19 protein-coding genes are annotated in these 18,023 nt (G+C 69.0%); 8 read left to right on the top strand and 11 right to left on the bottom strand.

Annotated features, from left to right (window positions below; all coding sequences use genetic code 11):
• Positions 1–7 precede the first annotated feature (7 nt).
• Together Aph01nite_RS02940 and Aph01nite_RS02935 are read right to left on the bottom strand one after the other, a co-directional pair.
• Positions 8–1,330 (bottom strand): ABC transporter substrate-binding protein, encoded by a 1,323-nt coding sequence (locus Aph01nite_RS02940; RefSeq protein WP_204039139.1) that lies wholly within the window; start codon positions 1,328–1,330, stop codon positions 8–10.
• Positions 1,331–1,450: 120 nt separating this feature from the next.
• Positions 1,451–2,314 carry a LacI family DNA-binding transcriptional regulator gene (locus tag Aph01nite_RS02935; RefSeq protein ID WP_204039138.1) on the bottom strand — a complete coding sequence of 288 codons (864 nt, stop codon included), beginning with the start codon at positions 2,312–2,314 and terminating at the stop codon, positions 1,451–1,453.
• An 83-nt stretch (positions 2,315–2,397) separates the two neighbouring features.
• On the opposite strand from Aph01nite_RS02935, the gene Aph01nite_RS02930 reads away from it, so the two are divergent.
• Both Aph01nite_RS02930 and Aph01nite_RS02925 read left to right on the top strand, forming a co-directional pair.
• Complete coding sequence (locus Aph01nite_RS02930; RefSeq protein WP_204039137.1) at positions 2,398–3,627, top strand: ROK family transcriptional regulator; 1,230 nt, start codon at positions 2,398–2,400, stop codon at positions 3,625–3,627.
• A gap of 169 nt (positions 3,628–3,796) precedes the next feature.
• Positions 3,797–4,276: a hypothetical protein gene (locus Aph01nite_RS02925; RefSeq protein WP_204039136.1), complete on the top strand. Its 480-nt coding sequence runs from the start codon at positions 3,797–3,799 to the stop codon at positions 4,274–4,276.
• Positions 4,277–4,463: 187 nt separating this feature from the next.
• On the opposite strand, the gene Aph01nite_RS02920 is transcribed toward Aph01nite_RS02925, so the two are convergent.
• From Aph01nite_RS02920 to Aph01nite_RS02900, 5 genes are all read right to left on the bottom strand, one after another.
• Positions 4,464–5,390, bottom strand: coding sequence for a sporulation protein (locus tag Aph01nite_RS02920; RefSeq protein WP_204039135.1), 927 nt, complete (start codon positions 5,388–5,390; stop codon positions 4,464–4,466).
• Positions 5,391–5,427: 37 nt separating this feature from the next.
• Positions 5,428–6,447 (bottom strand): DUF418 domain-containing protein, encoded by a 1,020-nt coding sequence (locus tag Aph01nite_RS02915; RefSeq protein ID WP_204039134.1) that lies wholly within the window; start codon positions 6,445–6,447, stop codon positions 5,428–5,430.
• Positions 6,448–6,682: 235 nt separating this feature from the next.
• Positions 6,683–8,101 (bottom strand): sensor histidine kinase, encoded by a 1,419-nt coding sequence (locus Aph01nite_RS02910; RefSeq protein ID WP_204039133.1) that lies wholly within the window; start codon positions 8,099–8,101, stop codon positions 6,683–6,685.
• Complete coding sequence (locus Aph01nite_RS02905) at positions 8,098–8,787, bottom strand: response regulator transcription factor (RefSeq protein ID WP_204039132.1); 690 nt, start codon at positions 8,785–8,787, stop codon at positions 8,098–8,100. The genes Aph01nite_RS02910 and Aph01nite_RS02905 overlap by 4 nt, the downstream gene beginning before the upstream one ends.
• Before the next feature lie 59 nt (positions 8,788–8,846).
• On the bottom strand, positions 8,847–9,383 hold the full coding sequence (locus Aph01nite_RS02900; RefSeq protein ID WP_204039131.1) for a hypothetical protein: 537 nt from the start codon (positions 9,381–9,383) through the stop codon (positions 8,847–8,849).
• Between the two features lie 171 nt (positions 9,384–9,554).
• Here Aph01nite_RS02900 and Aph01nite_RS02895 point away from each other — a divergent pair, with 171 nt between their 5' ends.
• From Aph01nite_RS02895 to Aph01nite_RS02885, 3 genes are all read left to right on the top strand, one after another.
• Positions 9,555–10,673 carry a CobW family GTP-binding protein gene (locus tag Aph01nite_RS02895; protein ID WP_204039130.1) on the top strand — a complete coding sequence of 373 codons (1,119 nt, stop codon included), beginning with the start codon at positions 9,555–9,557 and terminating at the stop codon, positions 10,671–10,673.
• A gap of 182 nt (positions 10,674–10,855) precedes the next feature.
• Entirely contained in the window at positions 10,856–12,025 is a 1,170-nt protein-coding gene (locus tag Aph01nite_RS02890; RefSeq protein ID WP_204039129.1) for a low temperature requirement protein A, read from the top strand.
• 223 nt (positions 12,026–12,248) lie between these two features.
• A complete protein-coding gene (locus Aph01nite_RS02885) occupies positions 12,249–12,758 on the top strand; it encodes a hypothetical protein (RefSeq protein WP_204039128.1) in 510 nt (169 codons plus the stop codon).
• A 6-nt stretch (positions 12,759–12,764) separates the two neighbouring features.
• On the opposite strand, the gene Aph01nite_RS02880 is transcribed toward Aph01nite_RS02885, so the two are convergent.
• Positions 12,765–13,208 (bottom strand): hypothetical protein, encoded by a 444-nt coding sequence (locus Aph01nite_RS02880; RefSeq protein WP_204039127.1) that lies wholly within the window; start codon positions 13,206–13,208, stop codon positions 12,765–12,767.
• A gap of 21 nt (positions 13,209–13,229) precedes the next feature.
• The gene (locus tag Aph01nite_RS02875) at positions 13,230–13,856 is read right to left on the bottom strand and encodes a hypothetical protein (protein WP_204039126.1); all 627 of its coding nucleotides are present in this window, start codon (positions 13,854–13,856) and stop codon (positions 13,230–13,232) included.
• Positions 13,857–13,984: 128 nt separating this feature from the next.
• On the opposite strand from Aph01nite_RS02875, the gene Aph01nite_RS02870 reads away from it, so the two are divergent.
• Positions 13,985–14,734, top strand: coding sequence for an SDR family NAD(P)-dependent oxidoreductase (locus Aph01nite_RS02870; RefSeq protein WP_204039125.1), 750 nt, complete (start codon positions 13,985–13,987; stop codon positions 14,732–14,734).
• Between the two features lie 7 nt (positions 14,735–14,741).
• On the opposite strand, the gene Aph01nite_RS02865 is transcribed toward Aph01nite_RS02870, so the two are convergent.
• The gene (locus tag Aph01nite_RS02865; protein ID WP_204039124.1) at positions 14,742–15,152 is read right to left on the bottom strand and encodes a hypothetical protein; all 411 of its coding nucleotides are present in this window, start codon (positions 15,150–15,152) and stop codon (positions 14,742–14,744) included.
• 97 nt (positions 15,153–15,249) lie between these two features.
• Between Aph01nite_RS02865 and Aph01nite_RS02860 the strand changes: the two genes are divergently transcribed.
• Together Aph01nite_RS02860 and Aph01nite_RS02855 are read left to right on the top strand one after the other, a co-directional pair.
• Complete coding sequence (locus Aph01nite_RS02860; RefSeq protein ID WP_204039123.1) at positions 15,250–16,230, top strand: GlxA family transcriptional regulator; 981 nt, start codon at positions 15,250–15,252, stop codon at positions 16,228–16,230.
• Positions 16,231–16,291: 61 nt separating this feature from the next.
• Positions 16,292–17,017, top strand: coding sequence for a hypothetical protein (locus tag Aph01nite_RS02855; RefSeq protein WP_204039122.1), 726 nt, complete (start codon positions 16,292–16,294; stop codon positions 17,015–17,017).
• Positions 17,018–17,059: 42 nt separating this feature from the next.
• Here Aph01nite_RS02855 and mmuM read toward each other — a convergent pair whose 3' ends face one another.
• Positions 17,060–17,929, bottom strand: a complete 870-nt coding sequence (gene mmuM / locus Aph01nite_RS02850) for a homocysteine S-methyltransferase (RefSeq protein WP_239161355.1) — start codon at positions 17,927–17,929, stop codon at positions 17,060–17,062.
• Positions 17,930–18,023 lie beyond the last annotated feature (94 nt).

The following is an 18,023-nucleotide window of genomic DNA, read 5'->3' as shown; positions in this document are numbered from 1 at the left end:
CGGGGTCTCAGCCCTTGGTGGCGGTGTCGAGCGCCGCGCAGATCTCCTGCGGGGTGGACTCGCCGTAGGCCCCGGTCAGGACCTGGGTGATCGGGTCGGACGCGGAGCCGATCCAGACGTCGGGCAGGACCGCGTAGTCGACGGCGGCTTCGAGGCCGAGCGACTTGGCCAGCAGCGGGTCGGTCGCGTACGAGGCGAAGTCGCCGCTGATCGGAGGCAGGATGCTGGCGTCCTTGACGAAGTCGCCGACGGCCGCCTCGGCGTAGAACTTGGTCACGAGCTGGCGGACCTTGTCGATCCGGTCGGGCTGCGCGCCCTGCTTGGTGATCATGAAGCCGACGCCGGTGAAGCCCTGGTAGGCGGTCGGCTTGGGGTAGGCCGAGCCGCTCGGCACGGGGAAGCCGCCGAGCGTCGTGTGCTTCTCGATCCCGGTGCCGGAGGCCGCCGATTCGGTGTACGCCCATGAGCCGGCGGACATGATCGCGGCCTTGCCGGAGTAGAAGGAGGCGTACATGTCGTCGGCGCTGAGACCGGCGACGTTGTCCACGAAGACCTTCGCGTCGCGCAGGTCGGTGAAGAGCTTGATGCCGTTGAGGACGGTCGGGGTCGCGCAGTAGCCGCCTTCCCGCATGACCTTCTTCATGGTCGCGGCGTCGGTGAACGACTGCGCGATCTGGTAGAAGAGCTTCTGGCCGCTCCAGTCGTTGCCGCCGACCGTGACCGGCCCGATCCCGGCTTCGCGCAGCTTCTCGGCCGCGTCGATCAGCTCGTCGGTGGTCTTCGGGACGGCCGTGACGCCGGCCTTGGCCAGCAGTTCGTCGTTGTACCAGAGCGGCCAGCTGAACCCGGAGAACGGCAGGCCCTGCAGTTCGCCGCCGGCGACGCCGCCGACCCGCCACTCGTCGAGGGCCTCCGGCTTCATCTTGCCGGCCAGGCCCCAGTCCTTGACGTACTGGTCGACGGGGACGGTGACGCCCGCCTCCAGCCAGCCCACCGTCTTGTCGAACAGGTTGACGATCACCAGGTCGGGCGACTTGCCCGCCGCCACGGCGTTCTCCACCTGGTCGTCGATGGCTTCGAGACCCTCGGTGGAGTTGATCTTTATGCCGGTCTCCGCGGTGAACGCGTCGAAGACGCGCTTCTGGGCCGCGGCCGCCGAGTTGCCCGACGACCAGCGGGTGACGACGTCGATGGAGCCGCCTTGCGCCGCTCCGGCCGTGGCGGCGGGAGCGGCCGGTTCATCGGAGCCGCAGGCGGCGAGGGAGAGGGTGAGCGCTCCGACGGCGAACGCGGCCACGGCTCGTACGGCCCGTGGCGTGGTGCGGTGCATGGGGCTTCCTTTGCTTGTGTCCCGGGGGTTACTGGTGGGTTGCGAGGACATTGCTGAGGCGTACGAACCACAGCGTGCAGGACGGAAGCCCTGGCGTCAATAAGAAAGATTAGTAATCTATTAAATGCTCGAGCCTCGGACGACCAGCGTCGCCGGCGCGGCCGTGATCACCCGCGGCGCGGCTCCCGACAGGACCTCGGCCAGGGTCTCGCCCACCAGCTCCCCCAAGGCCTGCACGTCATGGCTGACCGCGCTGAGCGGCGGCTGCGCCAGCTGGCAGAGCGCCGAGTCGTCCCACGCCACCAGGGAGAGGTCGGCCGGGACCGCCAGCTCCAGGCGGCTCGCCTCGTGGAGCGCGCCCAGCGCCATCACGTCGTTGTCGAAGACCAGCGCCGTCGGCCGGTCCTCGATCTCCATCAGGGTGGCCACGGCACGCACCCCGGCCGCCTCCGAGTAGTCGCCGTCGAACGTCGTCGTCCGTACGCCGTGCTCCGCCGCGACCGCGTCGAACGTCCGGCGGCGGATGATCGTGTGGGCCATCTCCGCAGGTCCCGCGACATGGCCGAGATGCTGGTGACCGCCCGCGACCAGCGCGGCCACGACGTCGCGCATGGCCACCTCGTCCTGCGTCCACACCGTCGGCAGCCCGCCGGCCGTGACCGGGTCGCCGATGACCACGGTCGGCATGCCCAGGTCGCGGACCAGCGCCACCCGCTCGTCGCCGGGCAGCAGGTCGATCAGGATCATGCCCTGCACCTGGCCTTCCGCCGCCCAGGCGCGCATGCGGTCGCTCGCCTGCCGTACGGTCGCGACCACCTGGAGGAGGACCGGCACGCCCAGCGGGACGAGGACGCGTTCCATGCCCGCGATGAACTCGTGGAAGAACGGCTCCGCCCCGAGCACCTCGGCGTCGCGTACGAGGGCGAGCCCCACCGGCGTGCCCGCCCGCAGGCATGTCGCCGTGCCCGTCGATACCGCGACCATCGGTGCCCTCCCTCGTGAACTAACCTCGTGCCCCGTAACGTAGTGGTGCCGTACCCACGGCGGGGGCGAGAGGCGGTTTGAGCGTGGCCCGACGAGAGTCCACGGTCGCGGGGCCCGGGAGCCGTGCGCTCGTCGTCGATCTGATCCGGTCCTCGGGGCCGATCAGCCGGGTGGAGCTCGTGGAGGCGACCGGGCTGACCCAGCCGACGATCTCCAACATCGTCCGCCGGCTGCTCGACGACGGCGTCGTGCGGGAGACCGGTGACACGGTCGCGACCGGTGGCAAGCCCCGGACCCTGCTCGTGATCAACTCCCGCTCAGCATACGGCGTCGGAATCCGCGTCGGAGCCGACACACTCACCTGCGTCGTGACCGACACCCGCGGCGGCACGGTCGGCCGCGAACTCGTCTCCGCACCGCCCGCCGAGGACCCGGACGACGTCGTCGCCCAACTGGCCGGGCTCTACCGCGACGTCACGCAGGGGCTCGGCCTGGCGGCGCAGAGCGTGGCCGGTCTGGCCGTCGTCGCCCCCGGCCCGGTGGACGTGGCCCGGGGCAGGTTCCTCGCGCTGCCCGGACTCGAACGGTGGGCCGGCCTCGACCTCGGCCAGGCCCTCACCGCCGAGCTTGGCGTTCCCGTGCTCATCGACAGCGACGCCGCGGCCGCCGCCGTCGGCGAGTTCTGGGGACGGCAGGTCTCGCGGGAGCGCACCTTCGGCTGCCTGTACATGAACTCGGGCATCGGCTCCGGAGTCGTCCTCGACGGCGCGCTCCACCGCGGCGCCAGCTCCAACGCGGGCGAGATCGGCCACGTCTCGGTGGTCCGCGACGGCGCCCCCTGCCGCTGCGGCAACCGCGGCTGCCTCGAACTGTACGCCGCGCCCGCCGCCCTGGTCGGCCGCGCCCGCACCATCCCCGGCCTGGCCGACCGCCTGCGCATCCGCCCGGACGACCCGGACGCGCGCGCCTTCGACGTCCTCGCCCGGGCGGCCATCTACGGCGACGGCCAGGCCCGCGCCCTCATCGACGAATCCGCCCTCCTGCTCGCCGACGGCGCCCTCACCCTCGCCAACCTCTGGGACCTCGACACCCTCGTGCTCGCCGGGCCGGGCTTCGCCATCGCCGGTTCCCTGTACGTCAGCGAGATCCGCCGGCACCTCGCGAAACGGGCCTTCTCCCGCGATATCCACAAGATCCAGGTGGACCTGTCGAGCAACCCCCGCGACTCCGCCGCCATCGGCGGCGCCGCCCTGGTCCTCCAAGGTTCCGTCGCCCCAGGCCACGGCCCCCAGGTGACCGCCCCGCAGTCGTAGCCGAACGTTCCGTGATGACCGTATTACGTTCTGCGTTGTACGGGAAATATATCGGACAATGTGACTCTCGTTATCGACAGAGTGGCCGGCAGAGGTCGGCTACACGGGATTTGGCATTCCGATCACGCCCTGGCGGAACCAGACCCGGTCATATCGAGAGGGTGAGCCCATGCGCAAAGTCATGCGAATCCTCAGCGCCCTGACATTGGGGCTCGCGTTGCTGTTCGTCTTCCCGACTCCGGCATCGGCGGATTCCGTCACGTGGGGCTGGGGCGACAACCATCGCCTCTGCCGTACGGATCCTTCCTGTGTCCGGGTGGGCAATGTGGTCAGGCTCTGGCAGGCCATCGCCGTCAACGCGCTGGCCCTCCCGTACGAATTCATCGACGGCGATTACGGACCGGCGACGGAGCAGGCGACCAGCCGCATGTTCAACGGCAGGACGACCGTCGAACCATCGATGTGGCAGCACATCGAAGCCGGCATCAGGTACCACTCCGGAGATTGCCCTGGCAGCACCGAATACTATAAGTGGACGGTGCGAACCGAATACGGCTACGACAACACCCTGGACCTGCGTATGGCCTGTACGGGAGTCTGGTCGTTCTTCAACCCACGCACATGGGCATGGACCGGAACAGGCCACTGAAACTGCTCAGAATCAAGCCGCCAACAAAACAGGCCCACCTGGCCGCCAACCCAACTTGGCGCCGGTACGGCGAGAAGCGTCACCTACGCTAACGGCGCCGGATAACGGCGAGAACCCCGGCCATTCCGATATTCGGAGAAACCCGGTAGGACAGCAAATCGACTGCTGTCCTACCGGTCGAAGACGGCTACCAGTCGCCGCCTTCGTCCTCGTCTCCTTCGAAGACCTCCTCAAGGACTTCACCCACGACCATGCCACCGACGAATCCGGCGGCACCGGCCGCGACCGCACCACCCAACCCAGACCCGTGGTGACCGTGGTGACCGTGGTGCCCGTAGTGGGCGTTGCCGTACTGGGCGAGGCTGGAGAGCCAGCGGTCGAGTTCGGCCGGCCAGTCGGTACGCAGAGCGTCGTCGTGGCTGAGCTGGAACCGGCCGATGGCGTCACCGGAGAACCGCCCGGCGCCCTTGTCGGCCTCCAGGATCACGTCGAGCGAGTGCGGGCCGGCGATGAAGGTGAGTTCGAGTTCGCCGACGAGACCCGAGTACCGGGGCGACGGGCGGAACTCGATCTCCTGGTAGAAGGGCAGGTCCTGGTGGACGCCGTAGACGTGGCCCGCCTCCAGATCCGCGGACTTGAACTGGAAGCCCAGATCCAGCAGCGCCTGCAGCACCCGCAACTGCGACGGCAGCGGCTCGACCGCGATCATGTCCAGATCGCCCTTGTCGACGGCCTTGGCGATGGCCAGCTCGGTGCTGACGCCGACGGCCATCCCCCTCAGCGGCTGCCCGCCGATCTGGCTGACCGGGGTCTCCCACGGCACCGGGATCTGGAAGTCGAGGGCGCGCTGCTCGCCGCTGGCCAGCGTGAACGGACCGCTCACGCGGACGCTGAAGAACTCCCGCACTCCGGCGTGCTCGCCGTCGCCGTGCTCGATCTCGATCCGGGCCACCAGATGCAGGGTGACGTGCTCGATCTCGGCGTCGAAGTCGCCGCCGGAAAGCCGCACCTGCCCCGCGAGTGTCTGGCCGGGCTGGACGCGTGCGACGGACAGCACGGTGTCCACCGAGGGCGCGCCGACTCCGAAGGCACCCAGCAAGCGTTTGAAGACCACGGTCTGTTTCTCCCTGTCGAAGGAATCTGCCGCATCGCTAACGCCCGGCGGAGGACGCGGGTTCCGCGCGCGGGACGGGGATTCGGCGCAGGGGCGGACGGCTGGCCCAGGTGGCCCACCGCCAGAGCCACTCGAGCGGGCCTTGGCGGTAGCGGCGCAGCCAGAGCGTGGAGATCAGCCACTGGGGGACGAGGATGGCCGCGGAGATCAGGACCACCGTCGTGGAGGACCAGTGCTCCGGTGGGCTGCCGATCAGGCGGGCGGCCAGCAGGACGGGCAGCGTTGCGGACAGGTAGTTGGTCAGCGCCATCCGGCCCAGCGGCGCGAATACCGATCGCAGCGCCGAGCGAAGCGGCGTCCTGAGCAGAAGCAGCAGAGCACACACGTACGTGCCCGCCATCAGCAGCCCGGCGAGGCCGAACCAGGTGGCGACGGCCGTCCCTCGAACCTGCAACCACACAGCCGGCACCGCGCACACCGCGAAGCCCAGACCCAGGACGGCCGGGACGCGGACAGAACTCTCGATCCGATCGATCACGCCGTACCGAGTGAGCGCCGAACCCAGCAGGAACAATCCGGGCACCAGCGGCACGCCGTTGCTACCGAGGACCAGAGGCGTCGCGATGAGGACGGCGGCGAGCACCGCGACGGCCTGGCGCGGCAGCCAGGTCGAAGGCAGCAGCACCACCAGCCCGACGACGGCGTAGATGCTCAGGATGTCGCCCCGCCACAGCAGGAACATGTGCGCCAGGCCGATGGCGAGCAGCACCAGGAGCCGACGCAGCAAGAGCACCCGCGGGCGCGCGACCTTCCGCTCCGCCGACTCCAGCAGCAGCGAGAAGCCGATGCCGAACAGCAACGAGAAGATCGGGAAGAACCGCTGGTCGACGAAGAGTCCCAACCCCAGCCAGTCCCCGCCCTCACCCGCCGCCACCATGGGCTCCGTGACCTGTCCGGCATAGACCATGTGGGCGATCGGCTTGACGTTGGCCAGCAGAATCCCGCACAGCGCGAACCCCCGCAGCACGTCAAGCGCGTCGATACGAGGTCGTTTCATCTCAGGGGGCATGGTCCCTCATTCTGCGAGGCCCCATTTCGATGCCGTATCGGTCGAAAGTAGGTTCCCGAACGGGAAGATCATACTTTCGGCCCCGCTTCGCGTCATGGGCGCGATCAACACCGACCGGGCGTACCTGATGAGCATCGCCGACGCGGCTCTGAGCTGCCTCGACTAGCCCTCCAGCGCCACCGGCTGATCGACTCGACCGAACACGGGAACACCAGACCCTTTCCTAGGGCTTCTGGTGCACCGACAGCCAGGACAGGCCGTCGCTGGGACCGTCCGGCCGCCAGGCGATGGGCAACTGGACCAACACCGACAGACCCATCCCAGGGCGAGGCGAAGGTTCGATCTCCACCCGGCCGCCGTGCAGGACGACCTGCTGGTGGATCAGGGTCAGGCCGAGGCCCGATCCGGGACTGCCGGCCCGGCGGCTGAAACGGTTGAACGCCTCCTGGTGGAGCTCCACCGGCATGCCGGGCCCGTCGTCGGCCACCCGCAGCAGGGCGAAGGTGCCCTCCACCCTCACCGTCAGGTCGATGCGTACGGTCCCCCGCGGCCCGACCCCGTGCACGGCCGCGTTGTCCAGCAGATTGTCGACGATCATGCGCAGGCCCTCGGCCCAGCCGCGGACCATCGCCTCGTCGGGCAGGTGGGCGACGATCCGCGCGTGCGGGTGGCGGCGGACGGCCTCGTCCACGGCCACGCCGCTCAGTCCAGCCAGATCGACGTCCTTCAGGGAGTCGGGTTCCATCAGCTCGCCCCTGGCCAGCTGCCGCAGCATCGTGATCAGGCGTTCCACCCGGGCCTGCTCGCCGGCCAGGTCGCGGATGACCTCCACGCGGTCCTCCGGCGGCAGGTTCGGATAGCCCAGCAGGGCGATGTTGGCGCCCATGCTCGTCAGCGGGGTGCGCAGTTCGTGCGCGGCCGTCGCGGCGAACGCCCGGGCCGTCTCCAGCGCGTCACCGGTCCGGTGCACGGCCTCGTCGCGGCGGTCGAGGAGGCCGTTGACCAGCCCCGCCAGCTCGTCGATCTCCGGCACGCGCGAACGCCGGGTCAGCCGCCCTTCCCCGGCGCGTACGTCCACGAGCGCGGCGTCCTTCGTCAGCCGGGTGAGCGGGCGCAACGCGTACCGCCCGAGGAGCAGGCCCGCCACCGCGCCGACCACGAGAGCGACCAGCGTCACGATCAGATGCCGGTAGTACATCCCCGAGATCTGACCCGCCAGCGGGGCCTCCCGCTCGAAGACCCAGACCCGCCCCCTGGCTCCCAGCGAACCGCTCGCGTAGCGCCAGACGCCGTCCGCCGAGGTCGCGGGCCCGTCCGCCGCCGGAGGCAGGGCCGCCGGGACGGTGCCCATCACCAGCGGCTCACCCCTGGCGGGCGCCACGTAGACACCCTCCGTCGTCTGGCCGGTCTGAGTCGCCTGGACACGAATCCTCGCCAGCCGGCTCCGGCTCGCGGGCAGCGCCTCACGCTGGGCGTACGTCACAGCGAGCGGTTTGAGCGACTGCACCCGCTGGGTCAGCCGCAGATCGCGTACGGACCGGAGATCGTCGGCCGCCAGCCGGACGACCAGCAGGCCGGACAGCCCGACCAGCAGCGGAACCACCACCGCCACACACAGCGCGAACCGGGTCGACAACCTCATGACGGACGGCTCCGCAGGACGTAACCGACTCCCCTGACCGTCTCCAGGACGCGCGGCTCACCCCCGGCCTCCAGTTTCCGGCGCAGGTAGCCGATGAAGGTCTCGACGGCGTTGTGGGTGACCGCGAAGTCGTACCCCCAGACACGTTCCAGCAGAACCTCGCGGGACAGCACGATGCCGGCGTTGATGGCCAGCACCTCGAGCAGGTCGAACTCGCGCCTGGTCAGAGCCAGCTGCCGGCCGCCCACAACGGCGTTCCTGCCGGCCGTGTCCAGGACCAGATCGCCGACCCGGACGGCCCCCGCGATCCCGGGCCCCGCCGCGCCGGACCGGCGCAGCAGGGCCCGCAGCCGCAGCGCCAGCTCGACCAGGTCGAACGGTTTGACCATGTAGTCGTCGGCTCCAGCCGTCAGACCGGCCACCCGGTCGGCCACCTCGTCCAGCGCCGACAACATCAGGATCGGCACCTCGGAACCGCGGCGGCGCAGTTCGGCGCACACCTCGATGCCCGACATGCCGGGCATCGAGACATCCAGGACGATGGCGTCGACCCGATCGGCGATCTCCACCGCGTTATGGCCGCTGCCGGCCGCCTCCACCGTGAAACCTTCCAGGGTGAGACCGCGCCGGAGCACGCGCAGGATCGCCGGGTCGTCGTCCACCGCCAGAATCCGGTGTGCGCCCATCTGCTTCCTCCTCCGGCCGTGGCCCGTCATCGTACGGGGGCCTGGCCGGACGTCCCACGTCAGGCCTTACGGTGCACCGTGAACGGGATCGTGGCGGGGTGCTTGCGGTACTTGCCCAGGTAGACCTTGCCGCGCGGCAGCGGCTGGCCGTTGATCGTCAGGCCGGAGACCGTGAGGGTGTCGGCGCAGGAGGTCTTGAAGTCGAAGCCGTCCATCAGGCCGTGGTTCACCACGGTGAAGTTGATCGTGAGCTTGTCGGCCGACAGCTCGATCTTGTCCTGCTTCTCCAGCTTGACCCACTTGAAGCCCACGATCGGGGTGTTCGAGGTGATCGTGCCCGAGTAGGTCTGGGCCTTGCTGCGCTTCTGGGTGACGCGCAGGTGGAAGCCGTTCTTGTCGTGCCAGAAGTAGTCGCCGCTGCGGGAGTGGACTCCGAGGCCGGCCGGCCTGCCCTGGACCTGGCCGATCCAGGCGGCCTTCTCGCAGGTGCCGGTCGTGGCGGAGGCCGTCGTGGCGGAGGCGGGAGCAGCGCTGATCAGCGTCGCGCCGATCAGAGTCGCGCCCAGAGCAGCGGGGATGAGGGTGCTTCGCCGCATGGGTTAACGCCTTTCGTGTGAGCGAATGTGGCGCGCAGGACGATAGGGATGCTTCTTGGCAAGAACCTGAGATTCCGCAGATTCCGGGTCATCGCCCCTCCCCAGCGCTTCCTCGTGGGGAAGATGTGTCATGATAATGACAACGGTTTTCATTTCACTCGGGAGGTAGCCGTGCCCACCCCTGTCGTCCTGGTCGCCGGACTCCACACCCCGGCCCGCAGCGCCACCGTCAACCGGCTCCTCGCCGCCCATCCCGGGGCCATCGCCGTCCACCACGACCTGCGCGAAGTCACCTCAGGCCGCATCGAACGCGAGGTACGCGACTCCTCCGGCATCCACGACCTCACCCAGGTACGGCTGGCGCACGCCTGCGTCACCTGCACGATCCGCGAAGACCTGCTCCCCCAGCTGATCCGCCATGCCGACACCGCGTCGCTGCTGATCGTGGACCTGTGGGACTCGGTCGAACCCCGCTCCGTGGCCGAAGCACTCGACGAGGCTCCCGAGATCCTGCGTCTCACCGGCGTACTGACCGCCCTGCACACCGAGCATCTGCCCATCGACATCGCCCGCGGCGAACGCCTCGCGGAGACCGGCCAGGCCGGAGCCGCCGGCGACCGTCGCTACCTGGCCGAAGTCCTGGCCCGCCAGATCGAGTACGCCACCGCCCTGATCCTCCACAACGGCGACCGGGAGGACATCGAACTGGCCCGCGCCCTGCTCTCCCACCTCGCGCCCGTCACCCCCGTCTTCACCGACTCCCTGCCCGCCGTGACCGGCCCCGCCCTCCACACCCGCGAACTCGCGGAACGCGTCGACCCCGCCACCGCCCAACTCCCCTGCGACGCGCGTACGGGCGAGGTCACCACCGTCGTCTGGCACCGCCTGCGCCCGCTCCACCCCGCCCGCCTCTTCGCGGCCATGGGCGACCTGATCGCCGGATCCGTCCGCTCCCGCGGCCGCTTCTGGCTCGCCACCCGGCACGACCGCCTGCTCGCCTGGGACTCCGTCGCGGGCGCCATGTCCGTCGCCGACGCCGGCCCCTGGCTCGCCGCCCTACCCGAGACCTCCTGGGACCAGATCTCCCCCGCCCGCCGCGTCGCCGCCGCCCTCGACTGGACCGACCCCCTCGGCGACCGCGTCCAGCACCTCGTCTTCACCGGCCCCGACCTCGACCGCGACCGCATCCACACCCTCCTCGACTCCTGCCTCCTCACCCCCGCCGAAGCCGTCTCCGGCTCCCACACCTGGTCCCACTACGAGGACCCGTTCTCCGCCCTACTCACATGAAGCGGAGTGCGTGCTCAGGAACCTTGCTCCAGCGGAGAAACCGGGTATTGGGCCCTGATCTGGGTTGGGCGGATGGCATATTTTCATCCCTTGTGTGTGGGTGAAGGGGTGAGTTGATGACATCGACCGGGGCGCGGTTGCGGCTGTGGACGTCTGTGGGTGCTCAGGGGCGGGTGACGCCGATGGAGCTCTTCTTCGATCTGGTCTTCGTCTTTGTGGTCACGCGGGTCACGCACGTGGTGGAGGGGCATCCGGGGTGGGAAGGGCTGTTGCAGGGTCTGCTGCCGATGGTCGTTGTGTGGTGGATGTTCAGCGCGTTCGGGTGGCTGACCAATGCGGTGCGGCCCGATGTGGTGCCGGTGCGGCTGCTGCTGGTTGTCGCGATGACGGCTTTCTTCATCATGGGGCTGTCTGTGCCTTACGCCTTCGAGCCCGAGGGGTGGGCTTTTCCGGTGGCGTACCTGGTGGTGGTGGGGATTCACTGCGTGGTTTATCTCACTGCGAGTGTTGACTCGGCGCGGCGGGCGATCTTGCGGAATGTGCCGTTCAATGCGGCGGCGGGGGTGTTGGTGCTGGTTGCGCCGCATCTGCCTGAGGGGTGGGGCTGGGCTTGCTGGGCGGTTGCCGTACCGGTGCTGTATTTGTCGCCGTTTCTGGGGCATATTCGGGGGTTTGTTATTGAGCCCCATCATTTTGTGGAGCGGCATGCGCTGCTTCTGATCGTGGTGCTGGGTGAGTCGGTGGTCGCTATCGGCATCGGGGCCGAGGGGCCGGGGAGTCATGCGGTGGATCTGCCGCTGGCGGTCGGGGTGGTGCTGGGCATCGCGGTCGCGACGGGCTTGTGGTGGGTGTACTTCGATGGGGACGAGGTCAGGGCGGAGGCGGAGTTCGAGCGGGCCGACGAACGCCGGAGGCAGCATCTGGCCTACTACGCGTTCACCGGGGCTCACCTGGCGATGATCGTGGGCGTCATCCTGGTCGCGGCCGGCATCACCGACGCCATCCGGCATTTCGACGATCATGTGAATCCCTGGTGGCTTGGCTGCGGGACCGCGGTCTTTCTCGTCGGGCACGCGCTGCATCGGGCCATGCTGAAGAGCGGGCGGATCGTCGATCGTGTCGTCGGCGCGGTCTGCGTGGTGCCGCTGGGAGCGGCGGCGTCGGTCACCGGCTGGGCCGCCATGGCCGCCGTCGTGGTCGTGTTGACGGTCATCGCCACCCTCGACCACCGGCGCGGGCTCGGTGGCGGCGAAGCTCATCAGGATCACGGTCCCGGTGAGCAAGTGGGCCCTGGCGACGACCATCAAGACCACCAGCAGCCGAACCCTGAGGTCGGCGTTCCCGGAAAGTAGACCCAGCCGCGCCGACCGCCAGGTCACTGGCGTGCCGCCTCAGCCATCGGCACCCTGAGGTCGGCGTTGCCGGAAAGTAGACCCAGCCGCGCCGACGGCCAGGTCAGCTGGCCGTGCCGCCGCAGCCATCGGCTTGATCTGCTGTCCGCTCCCGGGACACTTCCAGAGATAGTGGTAGATCTCCTACTGTGACTCCTGATCATTCGCCGAGGCGGGAGACGACGTGGGCGTTCTTTACGACTACTACCGGGCTGCTGGCCGGGACGCGGCCATCGCCGATCCGGAGAACCCTCGGGCGGTCGATGAGCCCGAGCGCCCGGTGTTCGACGCCGTGGACGCCAAGTCGATCGACCCGCATGTGGCGTTCGGCCAGCTTGTCGCTCTGGCCGCCGGTGTGCCCTACTCCATCGATCTCATCGACAGCGTGATGCTGTACCCGCCTCCGGAGGGCGCTCCCCAGAGCGACGAGGAGTGGGAGTCGCTCCCAGAGGACTCGCCGTACCTGGACGGGTCGTGGATCGCGGAGTTGCCCGTGATGGCGCGCGACGCGCTCGCCGACCTTGACGACTCGCGAGTGCCCGAGGTCGCGGGGCGGTGGTCGGAGGCCGAGGAGTTCAAAAGCTGGAGCCCCGAGGACAGACGCCACCTCTTCGCCTTGACCGAACAGTTCGTCGGCCTCGCCCGCCGCGCCAAAGCCGACGACCAGCTGCTCTACTGCTGGAGCTGCACGTAACGGCGCCTACTCGCTGGGATCCCGGTCTGTTCCCCGCGATGCGGGCAGTCCGCTACGGGAATCCAGCACCACCCGCGTGCCGAGAGGCTCGTCGAGCCGCACGCCGATCTGGTCCGTGAGCATTATCGCGGTGCAGACCTGGACATAGTCCTCCCGCACATCGACATCGACCACGACCACCTGCGCGGTCTCATAGACCCTCGCGCCGAACGTCGAATCGCATGCGCCGTGCCCGTAGCTTAGCTTCAGCTCTTGTGGCGTCACCGTTTCGTAGGTGAACACCTCCTGCAACCCCGCCCAGCCCTCCTCTGAGCCCTCCCGGCGCTCGGCGACCTCCTTCGCGCGGACGATGAAGTCGTCCGTGGCCGTGGGCGTCGAGGCCAGTATCGATCCGCAGGACGTCAGCACGATCAGCGTCGCCGCAAATCTCCCCGCTTGAAGGATCCGCATGCCGTTAAGACGTTTCCCCGATCAGTGAGGTTCGTGGGGTGAAATGGGCAGGTCGCGTACGCGTAGGTAGGTGGAGAAGTCCTCTGGGGAGCGGACGGAGTGGTGCAGGACGGCGTCGTAGATGTCGGTGCCGCCGATCCGGTACGGGTAGTGCGGGCTGCGGTGCCAGAGGTCTTTCAAGCGCAGGATGGTCAGACGCTGTTCGGAGGTCACGTGCGCGGCCAGGTGTTCGGCTTCGGCGAGGGTTGGGCGTTCGACCGCGTGCAGCCACACGGTGATGTCCACTTTCCACAGACCGCCCGCGCCCTCGTAGCGGCACACGAGGTAGTGGCGCTCGTCCTCGATCCGGTCGGTGGGCCGGCGTTGTTCGCGCTCGTCGCGGTAGTCCACGGCGATCAGCCCGGGTACGGTCGCCAGCCGGGCCAGCGCCGTGAACACGTCGACGGCGGTGGCGTGGGGGGCGGTGAACACCACGTCCAGGTCGCGCCAGACCATCAGCCCGGACACCATGCTGCCGACCACCTGCGCCGGCCCGAACCCGGCGAAGGCGTCCTCCAGCCGCAGGACCCGCAGCACGTGAGCGCCCTCCGCCTGCAGCGTGCCCGCCCTCGCCAGGAGCGCAGCGTCACTGATCTCCGTTTCGCGCACCTGATCCTCCAAGGTCCAAAAAGCTACGGTACAGGAGGGACCCGTGGGTTCTGAGTGGTGCCACATTGGACAGCGGCGAAGATCGCTGCATAGCGTGGACGTGGGGAAATGGAATCTGGGGGGACACCATGGCCTCATATGACCTGTCTGGGAAGAACGCGCTGGTAACAGGTTCGACGAGTGGGATCGGCAAGGCCACGGCGATGATGCTGGCGGACAACGGCGCCCGCGTGGTCGTCGCCGGGCGGGACAAGGAACGCGGCATGGCCGTCGTGGACGCCATCCGCTCCCGGGGCGGCGAAGCCGAGTTCATCCCGGCCGACCTGCACGACGCCGCCAGCGCCAAGGAGCTGGCCCACCGGGCGGAGGAGACCGTCGGGCCCATCGACATTCTGGTGAACAACGCCGGAATCGCCGCGTTCGGCCCTACCGAGGACTTCCCGGAGGAGACCTTCGACGCGATCATGGCCACGGACGTGAAGGCGCCGTTCTACCTGGTCAGCGAGCTCGCTCCGGCCATGGCGGCCCGCGGTTCCGGCGCCGTCGTGAACGTCAGCAGCGTGGCCGGCAGCATCGCCCTGGCCAACTCGGCCGTGTACGGCGCCAGCAAGTCCGCGCTCAACCAGCTCACCCGCAACTGGGCCGCGGAGTACGGCCGCCGCGGCGTGCGCGTCAACGCGGTCTCACCTGGCCCGGTGCGTACGCCCATGTCGGCGGAGGCCGGCGAGAGCGTGAACGAGCTGGTGGAGCAGACCCCGGCCGGATACATGGCCGCGCCCGAGCAGATCGCCGCCGCGATCACCTACCTCGCCTCCGACGAGTCCAGCTACACCCAGGGCACCATCCTGGACGTGGACGGCGGACGCCGCGCGGTGTAGTGGTGGTCTAGTGCGGGTGCATGTACTCCGCGCGCCGCAGGAACATCGCGCCGAGCATGAGCGGGAACATGGCCACATGCGACGCGATCATCAGCGTGTCGCCGTCGATGACGTCCAGCCAGAGCAAGGGAAATAACGGAACCGCAGGCAGGAACATGGCGGAGCACATCTCCAGGATGGGCCGCCAGGCGTGCTTACGGAACCGCATCCAGAGGGCCATCCCGACGCACATGTTGAAGGCCATCAGCAGATAGCCGAGGTCGGGACGGCCGCCGTGGCCGCTGTGGGAGCCGATGCCGACGGCCGACTGGAGGAATCCCAGCGCGAACATGCCCACGAACATGGCGACGATCATCTCGATGTAGTGGATGGCGAACCGCAGCCATCCGTTCTGCGCTCGCGGAGCTGTCTCAGTCATGGTTCGACAATGTAGCCAGCGCGTCCGTCACCCAAGGAAAGCGGTCAGGCTGGTCCGGAATCTTGGGCTGCCCGTCCTTCCGGCCTAGAGTCGGAGCATGAGCGAGCGGCATTTCGTGGTCGTCGGGTACGACGCCGCGGAACTCCTGGACATCGCCTGCGTGGTCTCCACCCTCGAGACCGCGAACCTGTACGGCGCGGACCCCTACTACCGCGTCCGCCTCGTCACCCCCGGAGCCCGTCCGATCGACTGCGGCCCCACCGTCGCCCTGCACACCAACGAGACCCTCGAACGGGTCACCGGGCCGATCGACACCCTGCTCGTGTCGGGCGGCGTGGGCAGCCAGGACGCGGCGGACAACCGGCTGATTCTCGCGCATGTGCGCAGGCTGGCGCGGGAGAGCCGCCGGATCGCGGCGGTCTGCACCGGCACGCGGATTCTGGCCGCCTCCGGCCTCCTCGACGACCGCAGGGCCACCACGCACTGGCACTGGGCGGACGAAGTAGCCGCAAGCCATCCGAAGGTACGCATAGACCCCGACCCCATCTTCATCCGGGACGGAAACGTCTACACCTCGGCGGGCGTCACCAGCGCCCTGGATCTGACGCTCGCGCTCATCGAGGAGGACAACGGCGTCGACCTGGCGAGGACGGTGGCCAGGCATCTCGTGACGTACCTCCAGCGGCCGGGCAACCAGGCGCAGATGAGCATGTTCACCGCCGCTCCGGCGCCCTCCAACAGGCTGGTCAAACGGGTGGCCGACTACATCACCGCGCATCCGGAGGCCGATCTGACCGCCGCGACGCTGGCCGCCGACGCGGGGGTGAGCGAGCGGCATCTGACCCGGCTGTTCGTCAGGCACCTGGGCCGGACGCCGGGCAAGTTCGTCCGGCAGACGCGTACCGAGGCGGCCGCCCACCTGCTGACCTCCACCTCGCTGCCGTTGCCCGCCGTGGCCGCCCGCTGCGGGTTCGGCACGGCCGAGACGCTTCGCCAGGCCTTCGTCGACTGTTACGGCGTGCCGCCCTCGCACTACCGGCTCACCCAGTCACGACCTCAGACGAAGTTGAGTACATGAGCGGTGTCCCGCGACGGCATCCCGGAAGATCATTGTTTTCATGAAATGGTGGATTTTTCTGGTGTCGCTAGCGTTCGCGGTCTTCGCGGCCTGGCTGACCTTTCATACGGGCGTCGCGCCCAGCACGCTGCTCGCCGTACTCGTCGGCGCGATCAGCCTGATCTGGCTGCTCGTCCTGCTGACCGTGCCGTGGAACCTGTACTTCTCCGCCCGGAGGGTCGTCCACGAGACGCACCTGTCCCGGGAGCGCGGCATCGAGGTGCCGCAGGCGCGTGAGGACGAGGCGGCGGAGATCGCCCGCCGGATGCTGCGCTTCGCCGTCGCCGGGCACCTGCTCTCCGCGGCGGTCATCGCGGTCATCACGTACTTCTCCGGCGCTCAGGTGGGGTACTACTTCGCGGGGTTCTACCTGCTGGCGACGGCGTTCAGGCCGGCCGGGTCGTACATGTCCCACCTGCGGGAGCGGGTCAGCAGCCTGATGGAGGAGCTGCACTACCCGCGCCAGGACGTGGCCACGCTCCGCGGCGAGGTCGCCGCGCTCACCGAGGCGCGTACCAAGCTGGAGGAGTCGGTTCGCGACCTGGACGAGAAGCTCGGCCAGACCCGCGCGGAGCTGGCCGCGCTGCGGGCGGACGCGGAGACCGGCGACCACGACCTGAACCGGCGCATCACGCAGATGACCCGGCGATTCGACGAAACCGTCGACGGCTTGAGCGACAACCAGGAGCTCATCAGCGGGCTGAAAGCCTTCCTCCGCCTGGTACGCGCCGAGTCCAGCCCTTCTTGACGCGAAATCCCTTGAAGCGTTTTGAGGGAACCCCGCCGGGGCCTAATCCACCGCGACCTGGGCGATTTCCGTGATGTCGGCGGGACGCACCCGGCAGCACCCGCCGACGATGCGCGCCCCGGCGGCCACCCACTGCCGGGCCTCCCCGGCCACGTACCGGGACGCGCCTTCCCACGACCGCCGCTGCGCGTCCCAGCCCTCGCCGCTGTTCGGGTAGACGATCACCGGCTTTCCGGTGATCTCGCGTGCGACGGCGATCGCGCGCGGCACGTCCGACGGCGCGCAGCAGTTCACGCCCACCGCCACGACCTCCGGCACGTCCCTGGCCACCGCGAACGCCTCAGCCAAGGGCTGCCCGGCCCGCGTGCGCTCCCCGTCGATGCTGTACGTCAACCACGCCGGAACCCCCATCCCGGACACCACCGTCATCAAGGCCTCCGCCTCATCGATGTCCGGCACCGTCTCCAGCGCCAGCACATCCGGCGCCGCGTCCACCAGCACCTCGACCCGGGGCCGATGCCACGCCACCAGTTCGCCCACGCTCAGCCCGTACCGCCCCCGATACTCGGACCCGTCCGCCAACGCCGCCCCGTACGGCCCGACCGAAGCGGCCACCCACCGCTCCCGCCCGTCACCGGCCATCTCGGCACGCGCGGCCTGCGCCAGTTCGACGCTTTTCCGCATCAACCGCTCGGCGTCCGCCCGGTCGATCCCCCGTGCCGCGAACCCGTCGAAGGACGCCTGGTAACTCGCCGTCGTGGCGATCACGGCGCCCGCGCGGAAGAACGACAGGTGCGCCGCCGTGATCTCCTCCGGCGCGTCCATCAGCAACCGCGCCGACCACAACGGATCCGAAAGATCATGCCCGCGCGCCTCAAGCTCGGTCGCCAGACCCCCATCGGCGACCAACACATTCCCATTCACCCCGAAAACACCCATAACGCCACCCTAGGTCCGCGTAGCGCCCGACAAACCATGACCTACAACACGGACAGGCGGCGATAAT

Source organism: Acrocarpospora phusangensis (assembly GCF_016862995.1).
Lineage (GTDB): Bacteria > Actinomycetota > Actinomycetes > Streptosporangiales > Streptosporangiaceae > Acrocarpospora > Acrocarpospora phusangensis.
Note: the sequence above shows the minus strand (reverse complement) of the source record. Positions and strands in the feature narration are given on the sequence as shown.